General features: G+C 66.7%; 10 protein-coding genes. 7 read left to right on the plus strand and 3 right to left on the minus strand.

What is annotated here, in order from left to right:
• Window positions 1-80: 80 nt before the first annotated feature.
• The gene (locus QMX81_RS18615) at window positions 81-3,107 is read right to left on the minus strand and encodes a TonB-dependent receptor (RefSeq protein WP_282263692.1); all 3,027 of its coding nucleotides are present in this window, start codon (window positions 3,105-3,107) and stop codon (window positions 81-83) included.
• 43 nt (window positions 3,108-3,150) lie between these two features.
• Window positions 3,151-4,635 carry a transglutaminase domain-containing protein gene (locus tag QMX81_RS18620; RefSeq protein WP_282263694.1) on the minus strand — a complete coding sequence of 495 codons (1,485 nt, stop codon included), beginning with the start codon at window positions 4,633-4,635 and terminating at the stop codon, window positions 3,151-3,153.
• A 161-nt stretch (window positions 4,636-4,796) separates the two neighbouring features.
• Here QMX81_RS18620 and QMX81_RS18625 point away from each other — a divergent pair, with 161 nt between their 5' ends.
• The 7 genes from QMX81_RS18625 (at window position 4,797) to QMX81_RS18655 (ending at window position 12,013) form a co-directional block, all read left to right on the plus strand.
• Window positions 4,797-6,215, plus strand: coding sequence for an SH3 domain-containing protein (locus QMX81_RS18625; protein ID WP_282263696.1), 1,419 nt, complete (start codon window positions 4,797-4,799; stop codon window positions 6,213-6,215).
• Complete coding sequence (locus QMX81_RS18630) at window positions 6,216-7,325, plus strand: dipeptide epimerase (protein ID WP_121042295.1); 1,110 nt, start codon at window positions 6,216-6,218, stop codon at window positions 7,323-7,325.
• Between the two features lie 9 nt (window positions 7,326-7,334).
• The gene (locus tag QMX81_RS18635; protein WP_121042293.1) at window positions 7,335-8,183 is read left to right on the plus strand and encodes a MurR/RpiR family transcriptional regulator; all 849 of its coding nucleotides are present in this window, start codon (window positions 7,335-7,337) and stop codon (window positions 8,181-8,183) included.
• An 18-nt stretch (window positions 8,184-8,201) separates the two neighbouring features.
• Window positions 8,202-8,960 carry a L,D-transpeptidase family protein gene (locus QMX81_RS18640; protein ID WP_282263699.1) on the plus strand — a complete coding sequence of 253 codons (759 nt, stop codon included), beginning with the start codon at window positions 8,202-8,204 and terminating at the stop codon, window positions 8,958-8,960.
• Window positions 8,957-10,258, plus strand: a complete 1,302-nt coding sequence (locus tag QMX81_RS18645; protein ID WP_282263701.1) for an amino acid permease — start codon at window positions 8,957-8,959, stop codon at window positions 10,256-10,258. The genes QMX81_RS18640 and QMX81_RS18645 overlap by 4 nt, the downstream gene beginning before the upstream one ends.
• Before the next feature lie 105 nt (window positions 10,259-10,363).
• Window positions 10,364-10,711, plus strand: coding sequence for a hypothetical protein (locus tag QMX81_RS18650; protein WP_121042287.1), 348 nt, complete (start codon window positions 10,364-10,366; stop codon window positions 10,709-10,711).
• Window positions 10,712-10,858: 147 nt separating this feature from the next.
• Window positions 10,859-12,013 carry a PQQ-dependent sugar dehydrogenase gene (locus QMX81_RS18655; RefSeq protein WP_121042285.1) on the plus strand — a complete coding sequence of 385 codons (1,155 nt, stop codon included), beginning with the start codon at window positions 10,859-10,861 and terminating at the stop codon, window positions 12,011-12,013.
• Window positions 12,014-12,082: 69 nt separating this feature from the next.
• On the opposite strand, the gene QMX81_RS18660 is transcribed toward QMX81_RS18655, so the two are convergent.
• Complete coding sequence (locus QMX81_RS18660; protein WP_282263706.1) at window positions 12,083-12,742, minus strand: hypothetical protein; 660 nt, start codon at window positions 12,740-12,742, stop codon at window positions 12,083-12,085.
• Window positions 12,743-12,873 lie beyond the last annotated feature (131 nt).

The raw sequence follows: 12,873 nt of genomic DNA on the forward strand, positions 1-12,873 counted from the left end.
CGACCACCGGTCGGTACCTACCGTATGGCGGTGAAGGCAGGTGCCGACGCACTGTCGGCACCTGCCACGCACGGGACGGATCAGAAGTTCCAGGTCACCATCAGCTGCGTGTAACGCGGTGCCTGCCAGCGGGTGCCGGTGTTGAAGGTGTTCTCACGCACCTGGCCCGGCTGGGCTTCATAACGCTGGTGCACGTTGATGACGGTCTGGTTGTTGAACAGGTTGTAGACCGACAGGCGTGCGCTCAGGTCGATGCCCTCCACCGGCAGCCGCCAGGTGACGTTGGCGCCCATGGTCCAGGTCCACGGCAGGCGACCGAAGGCGCCGCGTGGGCTGTACTCGAACTGGCGCTGGTTGTACGCGCCCGAGCAGTTGGCCACGCACAGCCAGCCGGTACCGCCGCCGCTGCCTTCACTGGAGGTGCTGCCGCCGGCCACGGTGTCGTTGGGCCACATCACGCCGAAGGCGGTGATCGGGCCACCGGACAGCACCTGCAGCGTGGTGCCGAACGACCACTGCTCGTTCAGCGCGTAGGCGGCGCGGAACTTGAACTGATGGCGGAAGTCGTTGAACAGCGGGCCATAGCGCTGGTTGTTGGATGGATGATCCCAGTGCTGGACCATGCCGGTGTCGCCGTAGTTGGTATCCGAATTGACCGGACCTTCGAAGTTGCCATCGCTGCGCGACCACAGGTAAGACGCGTTGAACAGCCACTTCTCATCCCACGCGCGGTCGATCTGGAATTCCAGCGCCTTGTAGGTGCGCTTGGGCTTGGAATAGCCCACCACCTCCAGGCTGCCGCCCTTGCGGTAGCCATCCTTGGAGGTATCAATGGTGATCCAGCCCTCGGTGGCGCAGCCGATGCTGGAGTCGCCCCAGATCGTCAGGCTCTCGCCCGGATTGGCGATCGGCCACAGGGTGGTGCCGGTCGGCCCGCACGGGGTGTGGTTGATGCGCATGTCATCCAGCGCGCGGTCCATCTTGCGGTAGGTGGCGTTGACGCCCCACGACCAAGCCTGGTTGATCATGGTCTGGAAGCCGAGGATGTACTCGTCCTGGTAGACCGCCTTCAGATCCTTGTCCACGCTCTGGCGCAGGTCGGCCGCACCGGTGTTCATGCGGGTATCGACCGGGCCGATCTGCTGGCCGATGACCGGGGCCATGTACGGCGCACCGGTGACCGGATTGGCCTGCTGCTGCCAGCCGTTGAGCACGTAGTAGGAGTACTCGTCGGTGAGGCCACCGGCGAAGTTGACGTTGATGTTGTTGGTCACCGGCAGGTAATAGCGGCCGGCGTTGCCGAACAGCTTGGTGCTGCCGTCGCCCTTCATGTCCCACGAGAAGCCGAAGCGCGGCGCGATCAGGTCGTCCATCTTGATGAAGGCATCGCCGTCGGCAGTGCGGTTCTCGAAGCGGTCCCAGCGCACGCCGAGGTTCAACATCAGGTTCGGGGTGATGTTCCAGATGTCTTCCAGATAGAACGCGTTGGCTTCCGTCTCGAAGGTGCCGCCGGACACGCGATTGCGTGCGCGCAGCATCTCGGTCACACCGGCCGGCACATAGGCGTTGGCGCCATCCCACACTTCATCGCCCGGCCGGGCGACGTAGGCGGTGTAGCTGAGCTGGGTCGGGCCCGGGTAACGCGTGGACTGCTTGGTCGTCATCAGCTCGCGGTCCACACCGAAGCGCAGCAGGTGCGTGCCCAGCTGCCATTCGAAGTCCAACCGCGCGACTTCGCGCGTGTCATCGCGCTCGGCAACGGCGGCGCCGGTGGGGTGGCAGCCCGGGCGCAGGCCGTTGAGCTTGCCCAGACGTGACGCATAGCTGGCGTCGGTGAACACCGGGCTGCACGCTTCATCCAGCGAGGAGTTGGTGAAGGCGCGCTGGTTGTTTTCGCCCACCATGGCACGCGCGGTGAAGTTCTCGCCGAAGTGACCGGTGTAGGTTGCCGACCAGTTCTTGCCACCGGTCTCGGTGACTGAATCGCCGCCCCACGCACCGATCTGATCATCATCCCAATCGTAGTTGTACGCGCCGTTGGTGATCTCACCCTCATCGGAGAACGCCAGCAGCGCCAGGCTGTGGTTGTCGTTGATGTTCCAATCCAGCTTGGCGCCCCAGAAGCCGTTGTCGCTCTTGTTCTTGAACCAGCTCAGTGCGTCGGAGGAGGTGTTGTGGCCGGTGTCGTCGCGGTCTTCATACATCGCGAACAGGAACAGCTTGTCCTTGATGATCGGGCCGGAACCCCAGACGTTGGTCTTCAGGAACGAGCTGTCGTCGCGGCTGGCATAGGAATGCGGCGTGCCGTCGCGATGGAAGTGGTCACGTGGGCTGGAGCGCAGCGCGCTCGGTTCGGCAGTGACTTCCACGCCGCCTTGGAACTCGTTGGTGCCCGAGCGCGTCACCGCATTGATCACGCCGCCGGTGGAACGCCCGAATTCCACCGAGTAGCCACCGGTCTTGACCTGGAATTCGTTGAAGAAGCCGAACGGCGCGCTGGAGAAGCCACGACGGGTGTACATGTCGGTGACGTTCAAGCCGTTGATGAAGACCGCGTTCTCTGCCACCGAGGAACCGGCGAAGGACAGGCCACCGAACGAGGAATTGCCGCCCACCACACCGGGTGCCAGCAATGCCACTGCCGATAGATCCTGCGCCACCGGCAGACGCGACAGCTCCTGGCGGTTGACGTTGAACGAGGTCTCGGTGGAATACACGTCCACGCGGTTGACCACGCGGGCACCGATCACCTGCAGCGCATCGAGGTTGACCACGTCACCGCTGCTGGCCAGATTGACGGTGGTGGTGCCGCCGACTGCCACGCTCACCGCGAACGGCTCACCCAGCTTCTGGCCATCACGGCTGAGCTGCAGCTGGTAATCGCCGACCGGCAACTGACCCAGGCGGTAGCTGCCATCGGCACTGGCGGTGACCGTGCGGGTCAGGCCGGTGCCGTTGCTGACCACCGTCACCTGGTCACCGGCCGTCGCACGGCCGGCCACGGCACCACTGACGTTCTGTGCCGAGGCGCCTATCGGCACCAGGCTGCCCAGACACACCCCCAGCGCGGCGTACACCGCCGCACGCTTCAATCGCTTTGCATTCATTCCCTGCTCTCTCCTGCAGATGTGGAATCGTGGATACCGCTGTTTACCGCGTTGCCTCCAGTGGCACCACGTGCGACTGGACGTCGTAATTCCATTGATCGAAGTACAGGTTGCCGCCGGACCACTCGGCCTCACCGCGCTGGGAATCCACTGTGTCCGAGCGGACGTGCTGCTTGGCTGGCACCAGCGGCTGGCCGTAGTCGTCGTTGAAGGCGATGCGATAGGCATCCAGCCCGCCCAGATAGAAATCGCGCAACGCCGGCTGCGGGCTGTCCAACCGCCCGGTGGTGACATCCATCGGCACCCAGCCATACGGCGCCAGATACACCGCGCCCCAGTCGTGCAGGTTGTTGTAGCCGACCGCATCATCGGAATAGACCATGCCGGACTGCCAGCGCGCGGGAATCCCGTTCAAGCGCAACAGGGCGATCAGCAGCAGCGTCTGCTGCCCGCAGTCGGCATGGCCGGCGTGCAGGGCGTAATCGCTGATGTTGGCGATCGTCGCGTACTCGCGCGCACCGGCCCACGGAATGGCGTCCACCGCGTCGAACAGCTTCTGCACGATCCGGTACGGATCGGTCTCCGTCCCGACTACCTTCGTCGAGAACGCGCGCAGCGCCGGGGTGAACACGATGTGCGGCGCCTGCTCGGCGAGGTACGGCTTCAGCGCAGGATCCTGCGGCGTGGGCTGGACCCTGGCCGGATCGACCTCGATATGCCGGGCGTACACAGTCACTGCGTAGCGGATCTGGAACTCCGTGGGCGTGCCGGCCACCGCCTTGCGCTCCAGGTAGGCGGTCCGCTGCAGGGTGGCTTCAGGCGCCACCTGCGCGCCGGCCGGTGAACCCGCGATCCAGGTGATGTCTTGCTGCTGCCCGGGGATGGCGCGCGGGTACGGAATCCACGCGCGGATGATTTCGCCGGCAGGCACGGCATCGGGCTTGACCACCAGCGACTGGGTCACCTCGATGCGGCGCGGCACCAGGCTGGTCGCGCCGGTAGCGCGGGCGGCGGCGACGATCTCTTCGTGGTGCGGGTGCAGATGCTCGTAAGGGCCATCCTTCGGCACCGGGGCACCGGGTGCGCGCCGGGCGCGTGCTTCCGCGCTGATCCGGAACAGATTGGACGGCGCGCGTTTGAAGTAGCGGCGCTGGCCATCGATATCCAGATGTTCGATCAGGCCGGCCGCCTCCCAGCGCGCGAAGTCGTCATCGTGGAGGTCGGGGATCTGCTTGCGCAGCTGCGCTTTGGCAGCCGACGCGTCCAGGGTGAAGTCCAGCCGCATGCGACGCATGCGTTCGCGCTCGAAGGCATAGGCCTGACGATCGGCTGCCGGCAGGCGCGGATCCTGCAACGCCGTCGCGATGTCGGCCTCGGCCTGCGCGAACGCACCGCGGTCGATCCCGGCGATCACCGTCGGCAGCGCGGCCGGCGCAGCGGCCAGCCCCCACGGCGTTGTCAGCAGACCAGCGCACAGGCACCAGACAGCAGGCAGAGGCAATCGCGGTTTGCGCATCACAGGATCCACGGCGACACTTCCCAAGGTGCGGGTGGGGTAATCGCTGTGTAACACGGGCCTGATAGCCGGTCAATAATTTATTCTTGCTTTCGTCGAAAAAAGGAATAAATATTCCTGATGCTTCCGAGGAGGGTGACCGCGTGATGATCCTGGCTTCCCCCCACCGCCCCGTGCGGTCCCGCTGGCTTTCGCGCACTTTACTGGCGGCGGTCCTTGCGACGACGCTGGCGCCGGCATGGGCCGAGGCGCCGCGTGCTGCGCCCGCCGCCGATTTCGGCGGGGTCATCGCCCTGCGCGAGGCCTATCTCGCGCCCGGCTTCTGGGCCGATCGCCTGCCCGATCCGGACCGCGTGATCCTTGATCGCGCAGCTATCGCCGCGCAGAACGCCCGCATGCGTGCCGAAGACGCCTCGATCCACGATCTCCGCGCGCTGCCGGCGCAACTGCCCCGTGCTCAAGTGCTGGGCAGCATCCAGTCGCTGTCCACGTGGCCGCAGCGCACGCTGTACGGTCAGGATGGCAAGCCCATCAGCGACCAGCAGCGCAGGGAGACGCTGGCCAATCTCGCCCTGGAGGCGATACCGGCGCAGCGCGCCCTCCAGTACGGCCTGGTCACCCATCGTGCCGCGCTGCGGGCATTCCCGACCGCGCTGCGGGTGTTCAGCAGCCAGGGCGACACCGATATCGACCGCTTCCAGGAGTCGGCGCTGTTCCCCGGCGATGCGGTGGCGGTGCTGCATGAAAGCGCCGACGGGCGCTGGCTGTTCATCACCAGCGAACGGTATTCGGCGTGGATCGAAAGGCGCTTCGTGGGTATCGGCGATGCGGAGACCGTGCTCGGCTACGGTCAGCACGGTCCTTACCGCGTGGTCACCGGCGCCACGGCGTTCACCGCCTACACGCCCGAGGAACCGCGCGTGTCGCGGCTTCAACTGGACATGGGCGTGCGCCTGCCGGTGATCGCCGACTGGCCGCTGGAGAAGACCGTCAATGGCCAGCAGGCACATGCCGCGCATGTGGTGCGGCTGCCGGTACGCGAAGCCGACGGTCGCCTGGCACTGATCCCGGCGCTGCTGCCGCGTTCGCAGGACACTGCGGATGACTACCTGCCGCTGACCCCGCGCACACTGCTGACCCAGGCCTTCAAGTTCCTCGGCGAACGCTACGGCTGGGGCCACGATTACGACACCCGCGACTGCAGCGGCTTCGTCTCGGAGATCTACCGCAGCGTGGGCGTGCTGATGCCACGCAACACCAGCGCGCAGGCGATCAGCCCCGCGCTGGACCGCATCGCCTTCACCGCGAAGGACGGCAAGCCCACGCGCGACGCCGCCGTAAAAGAGCTGCAGGTCGGCGATCTGGTCTACATCCCCGGCCACGTGATGATGGCGATCGGCCACATCGACGGCCGCACCTGGCTGATCCATGACACCGCCGGCGGCGGCTGGATCGGCGCGGACGGCAAGCGCGTGCAGGCCCATCTCAACGGCGTGTCGGTCACTCCGCTGGAGCCGATGATGGCCAGCGATACCGTGAGCTACATCGACCGCATCACCAACATCCAGCGCCTTCGGCCACAGACCCCCTGAATGAAGATCACCGACATCGAACTCGGCATGCTGCGCGTGCCGCTGAAGACCCCGTTCAAGACCGCGCTGCGCACCGTGGACACCGTCGAAGACGTAGTGGTGCTGGTCCGCACCGACAGCGGCCACACCGGCTACGGTGAGGCGCCGGCCACGGCGGTGATCACCGGCGATACCCACGGCTCGATCATCGAGGCCATCGACAGCTTCATCAAGCCGCGCCTGATCGGCGAGGACGTGGCCAACCTCAACCGGCTCTGCGGGCTGATCCAGACCTCGATGGAACGCAACACCAGCGCCAAGGCGGCGGTGGAGATCGCGATCTACGATCTGTGGGCGCAGCTGCACAACGCGCCGCTGTACCGCATGCTCGGTGGTGGCGACCCGGTGATCACCACCGACATCACCATCAGCGTGGACTACATCGACAAGATGGTGGCCGACTCGCTCTCGGCGATCGAACGCGGGTTCGAGTCGCTGAAGATCAAGGTCGGCAAGGACATCGGCCTGGACATCGAACGGGTCAAGGCGATCCACGCCGCGGTGCAGGGCCGCGCCCTGCTGCGGCTGGATGCCAACCAGGGCTGGACCGCCAAGCAGGCCGTGCACGCGATGCATGCGCTGGAAGAAGCCGGCGTGGTGCTGGAGCTGCTGGAGCAGCCGGTCAAGGCCGCCGACATCAGTGGCCTGAAATACGTCACCGATCGCGTCAACACGCCGGTCATGGCCGATGAAAGCGTGTTCAACCCCGGCCAGGTATTCGACCTGATCCAGCAGCGCGCCGCCGACATCATCAACATCAAGCTGATGAAGACCGGCGGGTTGTCCAACGCGATCCGCATCGCCGACATCGCCGCGATCTACGGCGTGCCGTGCATGATCGGCTGCATGATCGAATCGAGCATCTCGGTGGCCGCCGCCGTGCACCTGGCCGTCGCCAAGAGCGACATCATCACCAAGGTGGATCTGGACGGGCCGTCACTGGGCCAGTTCAACCCGGTCACCGGCGGGGTCAACTTCAACGAATCGGAGATCACCATCAGCGATGCGCCCGGGCTGGGCATCACCGAGGTGCGTGGGCTGGACATGATCACGCCGCGGCGGTGGTCCTGACCCGTGCCCATGCCGCCCCTGGTGAAAATCCGCTCCGAGCGTGACCACATGTCGGCGATCGAACGTCGCATCGCCGACTTCATTCTCGACAACGCCCACCTCCTGCGCGATTACTCCTCCCAGCAGTTGGCCAGTGCATTGGGGATCAGCCAGTCCAGCGTGGTCAAGTTCAGCCAGAAGCTCGGCTTCAAGGGCTACCCCGATCTCAAGTACTCCATCGGCGAGGCCGTCGCGCGCGCCGGCAATGACCCGCACAGCCGGCCACCCGCGCCGGAGGCGGCCGACGGCTTCACCCAGATCGCCGAGCGGCTGCGCGCAAGCAAAGCCGCCGCCGAAGAAGAAACCTGGCTGGCCAATCCACAGGCCGACATCGAAGCCATCGTGCAGCTGATCGACGGGGCACCCAAGGTGTTCGTCTACGGGTTGGGCGATGACGGCCTGTACGCGCGTGAGTTCGCCATGCGGCTGTCGCTGCTCGGCATGCTCACCGTGCACCACGCCGATCCGATCCTGATGATGGCCAACCTCTCGGCCGCGCGGCCCGGGGATGCGATGCTGGTGTTCTCCGAGTTCGGCAAGCTGCCGCAGTTGTTCCAGCTGTCGCGCCAGTTCCAGGACATGGGCGGCAAGGTAGTCTCGATCACCCGCCACAGCGCCAACCCGCTGCGCGCGCATGCCGATGCCAGCCTGGTGCTGTGCGCCCACGACCCGGCGCCGCACGTGGCGCAACTGCTGTACCGTTCCTCATTGCAGTCCCTGCTGGATGTTGTCTTCGTCCTGCTGTGCCACGCCAACCCGGACCGCCACCGCCAGCTCGGGGTGAACCTGGAACGGATCGAACACCTGATCGACAGCTGATCCCTGGAGTCCGCCACGATGATGTCGCTGTTCCGTTCCGTCACCGCCGCCGTGTTGCTGGTCGTCAGCGCGCCCGTTTTCGCCGCCACGCTGGAGGGCAGCACGCAGCTGGTCGTGGTCACCACCGAAGGCTGGGAGGCCACCCAGGGCAGGCTGCAGGCTTTCGAGCGCACCGACACGGGCTGGCAGCCACATGGCGCCGCCTTCGATGTGGCCGTGGGCCGCAGCGGCAGCGCGTGGGGCGAGGGACTGCATCCGGCCCAGGCCGGCACGCCGCAGAAGCAGGAAGGCGACGGGCGCAGCCCGGCCGGTATCTTTGCGATCGGGCCGGCCTTCGGCTATGCGCCCGGCGTCACCAGCGGCCTGCCCTACCAGCCGATGCGCGATACCAGCTACTGCATGGATGTACCGGATTCGCCGTACTACAACCGCATCGTCGATGCGGAGGTGGTCGGCGCCGAGGCCGTGGAAGGCTCGACCGAGCCGATGCGGCTGGACCTGCACAACAAGGGCGACGTGCGCTATCGCGAGGGCTTCGTCATCGAGCACAACCCCAGGGCCACGCCCGGCCGTGGCAGCTGCATCTTCGCACACCTGTGGCGCGCGCCCGGTGAGGCCACCGCCGGCTGCACCGCGATGGAGCCTGCACGGATGACCACGCTGCTGGCCTGGTTGAATGCCAGCGCGCGGCCGCGCTTCGTGCTGCTGCCGCGTGCGGAGTACCAGCGCCTGCAGGCCGAGTGGCAACTGCCCGTGCTGACCGGGAGCGTGCGTTGAGTACCGCACCGCCGGATCCGCAGCTCGAACGCGCGGTCAGCCGCTGGCAGATCGTCGGGCTCTCGATCAACGATGTGATCGGCAGTGGCATCTACCTGCTGCCGGCCGCCACCGTTGCCCTGCTCGGCCCCTTCAGTCTGTGGGGCGTGGTCGCCGCCGGCATCGTGGTCGCGCTGCTGGTGCTCTGCTATGCGCAGGCCGCCAGCTACTTCGACGAGCCCGGTGGCAGCTATCTGTATGCGCGTGAGGCCTTCGGCCGGTTTGCCGGGTTCGAGATCGGCTGGATGATCTGGCTGACCCGGATCAGCTCCGCCGCCGCGCTCAGCAATGCACTGGCCGATGCGGTGGCACGCTTCTGGCCGTGGGCCGGGCATGACATCGGCCGCATCGTGATCATCGTCGTCTCGCTCGGTTTCCTCACCGCGGTGAACGTGGCCGGCGTGCGCTCGGCGGCACGCACGGGGGTGATCCTGGTGATCGGCAAGCTGCTGCCGCTGCTGCTGTTCGTGGCGATCGGCGTGTTCTACGTCGATACCGATCTGGCCTTCTCCGGCGTGCGCCCGGACCCGCACGATCTGCAGCGCATGGGCGAAGCCGCGCTGCTGCTGCTGTATGCCTACGCCGGCTTCGAGAACATTCCGGCGGCCGCCGGCGAGTACAAGAACCCGCGCCGCGATATTCCGTTCGCGTTGATCACCATGATCATCACCGTCACCGTGATCTACGGCGCGGTGCAGTTCATCGCGCAGGGCACGCTGGCCGGGTTGGCCAGCTCGCCGACGCCGCTGGCCGATGCCGCCGCCAGCTTCGGTGGACTCACGCTCGCCTTGATCCTGACCGTCGGCGCGACGATCTCCATCCTCGGCACCAACAGCAACACGATGATGATGGGCCCGCGCTTCCTGTTCGCCTTGGCGCGCGATGGCTACGGGCCGAAGATCCTGGCCCAGGTGCACCCGCGCCTGCGCACACCGGCGGCGGCGATCATCGCGCAGGGCCTGATCGCGCTGGCGCTGGCCTTGTCCGGTTCGTTCGTGCAGTTGGCGCTGTTGTCGATGACCACGCGCCTGTTCGCCTACATCGGTACGGCCGCCGCGGTGCTGGTGCTGGCGCGTCGTTTCCGTGATCGCCCGGGTGCACTGAAGCTGCCGGGTGGCCCGCTGATTCCGATCCTGGCGCTGGTGTTGTGCCTGGCCTTGTTCGCCAGTGCGAGCTGGCAGAACATCGCTGCGGCGGGCATCGCGTTCGCCGTGGGTGCGGTGATCTACATGTTCCCGCGCCGCGATCACCCGGGCTGAGCAGATGCGCAGGTGAATGGCGCTTGATGTGTCATTCACCTCGCGGGCCCATGACGTTAACCCGGCTTTGGGTACGGTGAAGCCTCACCCAACCGGAGCCAACACATGAGCACTGACTATCAGATTCCCGGCCGGGTGCCGGAAGACGGTGTCCCGCGCCAGGCCGTATCGGACTATTGGCGTGAGCGCTTTCCAAGCGAACCGTACTACGACAACAACCAGTTCTTCGATGATTACGAGCCCGCGTATCAACTCGGTCATCGCACCCGTGCCGACGATATGATCCGCGCGTATGAAGAAGTGGAAGCCGAGCTGCAGTCCCGTTGGGCGCAGGAACATGGCCAGAGCAAGCTGAGCTGGGAACAGGCCCGCACTGCCGTGCGCCGCGGCTGGGATGAATCGACCGCGCTGCGCCAGGCGCACCTGGACAAAGGCGTGCCGCGCGGCACCTGATCGCGCCTGCTTGCAGCGCACCGGCGCTGACGACAACGGCGGCCTTCGGGTCGCCGTTGTCATGTCTGCAGGACCTTTGGTCCACGCGGCGTTGATGGCCATGGTGTACAACAGGGGCTGGCCATCGCCTCCCCGACGGAGACTTCCATGACCCGCAAGCTGTTGCTCACCCTCGCCATCAGTCTCACCCCCGCCTTGTTCACCACCGCCTGTGTCGCGGCAGACACGGCCAGCCCGACCGCACCGGTCCTCAAGAAAGCCCAGTGGCCATTCGCCGCCACGGAGTTCGCCCGCTTCGACGAACCGTGGGCGATGAGCTTCCTGCCCGACGGCAGCCTGCTGGTCACCGAGAAGAAAGGCGCGCTGAAGCACTTCAACGTGCAGACCCGCAAGACCGCCACCATCACCGGCGTGCCCGAGGTGGCCTACGGCGGCCAGGGCGGTTTCGGCGATGTGCTGCCGCACCCTGACTTCGCGACGAACCAGCTGATCTATCTCAGCTACGCCGAGGAAGGCGACGGCGATACCCGCGGTGCTGCGGTGGCGCGTGCACGCCTGGCACTGGCGGCCGATGGCAGCGGCAGGCTGGAAGACCTCAAGGTGATCTGGCGCCAGACCCCCAAGGTCAGCGGCAAGGGCCATTACGGCCACCGCCTCGCCTTCGGTCCGGACGGCAAACTGTGGATCACCTCCAGCGAGCGCCAGAAGTTCGACCCCGCCCAGGATATGAGCGGCAATCTCGGCAAGCTGATCCGCCTCAACGACGACGGCAGCGTGCCGGCCGACAATCCGTTCGCCTCGCAGGGGGGCGTGGCCGCGCAGGTGTGGTCGCTGGGCCATCGCAATGCGCTGGGCATCGCCTTCGATGCACGCGGCAAGCTGTGGGTGCACGAAATGGGCCCGGCCGGCGGTGACGAGTTGAACCTGATCGAACGCGGTGCCAACTACGGCTATCCGGTCGTCTCCAACGGCAGCCACTACGACGGCCGCGACATCCCCGACCACGACACCCGTCCGGAGTTCGCTGCACCCAAGGTGACCTGGACCCCGGTGATCTCCCCGGCCGGTTTCATCATCTACAACGGTACGCAGTTCCCGGCGTGGAAGGGCAGCGGCTTCATCGGCGGCCTGTCGTCCAAGGCGCTGGTCCGCGTGGCCTTCGACGGCGACACCGCCCGCGAGGCCGAGCGCTTCGACATGGGTGAGCGCATCCGCGAGATCGAACAGGGTCCGGATGGCGCGATCTGGCTGCTGGAAGATGGCAGCAACGGCAAGCTGCTCAAGCTCACGCCGAAGGCCTGAGCCTTGGCAGGCTGCCGGTGCATCGCCGGCAGCCTGCACAACTCACGCGCGCTCAGGCGCTGCATCGGCTTACTGGATGGTCACGACCTTGACCTCGGTGCGGCTGCAGGCCGCATCCAGGCAGCTGCCGTTGAGCCAGACCTGGCCGTCGCCGATCATCACGCCCTGCTGGTTGACCATGACGTCGTCGAATTTCTGCGCCGCGATGGCCTTGCGCACGGCCGGGGTCAGGATGCGCTCGTAGTTGCGCTGGAACTCGCCGGGGCCGGTGATCCTGGCGCCGTTGGCGATGTTCAAGGGGAAGCGAACCTCCTCGACCACCGCGGCGCGATCGCCGCCATTGACGGCTTTCTGGAAGGCGTTGAAGACCGTTTCGTACTGGGCAGAATCGCCGAGGACCTGATCGATGCGCTGACGGACATCGCGGGTGCCAGCGCTGGTCGGCGCGGCGGGTGTGGCGGTGGCGTCCGCAGCAGGTGTCGTGGCACCGCCCGAAGCAGGCGCAGCGGCATCCGGCGCGGGGCTGCCGGCAGTGACCGCATCCGGCGACAGGCCGGACGACGGCACAGTATCACCGGGCGTCGGGCGGCCTTCCGGAATGGTCGTGGCCGGCCCCTGGGCGGGATCGGCGGCGGCAGTCTCGGCCGGCGGCGGCGCCGACGGACTGCAGGCGGCCAGCCACAACGGGCTGGCCAAGGCCAACAGCAACGGGGTACGGGTCAGGCGCATGGGGGGCTCCATCGGTTTCACGAGGGAGCCAGCGTAACTGCCGAAACGTCAGCCGCCGATGATGGCTCACGGTGGTGGGGGGGGGCGGGGGGGGCCCCCCCCCCCCGCCCCGCCCGCCCCCGCGCCCCGCC

The organism is Stenotrophomonas sp. PS02301 (assembly GCF_029959485.1).
Classification (GTDB): domain Bacteria; phylum Pseudomonadota; class Gammaproteobacteria; order Xanthomonadales; family Xanthomonadaceae; genus Stenotrophomonas; species Stenotrophomonas maltophilia_Z.

What these genes read in the sequence shown, in the direction of transcription:
- QMX81_RS18640 (WP_282263699.1), top strand. Translation starts at nt 8,202, where the DNA reads ATGATGTCGCTGTTCCGTTCCGTCACCGCCGCCGTGTTGCTGGTCGTC.
- QMX81_RS18615 (WP_282263692.1), bottom strand. Translation starts at nt 3,107, where the DNA reads ATGAATGCAAAGCGATTGAAGCGTGCGGCGGTGTACGCCGCGCTGGGG.
- QMX81_RS18650 (WP_121042287.1), top strand. Translation starts at nt 10,364, where the DNA reads ATGAGCACTGACTATCAGATTCCCGGCCGGGTGCCGGAAGACGGTGTC.
- QMX81_RS18630 (WP_121042295.1), top strand. Translation starts at nt 6,216, where the DNA reads ATGAAGATCACCGACATCGAACTCGGCATGCTGCGCGTGCCGCTGAAG.
- QMX81_RS18655 (WP_121042285.1), top strand. Translation starts at nt 10,859, where the DNA reads ATGACCCGCAAGCTGTTGCTCACCCTCGCCATCAGTCTCACCCCCGCC.
- QMX81_RS18660 (WP_282263706.1), bottom strand. Translation starts at nt 12,742, where the DNA reads ATGCGCCTGACCCGTACCCCGTTGCTGTTGGCCTTGGCCAGCCCGTTG.
- QMX81_RS18635 (WP_121042293.1), top strand. Translation starts at nt 7,335, where the DNA reads ATGCCGCCCCTGGTGAAAATCCGCTCCGAGCGTGACCACATGTCGGCG.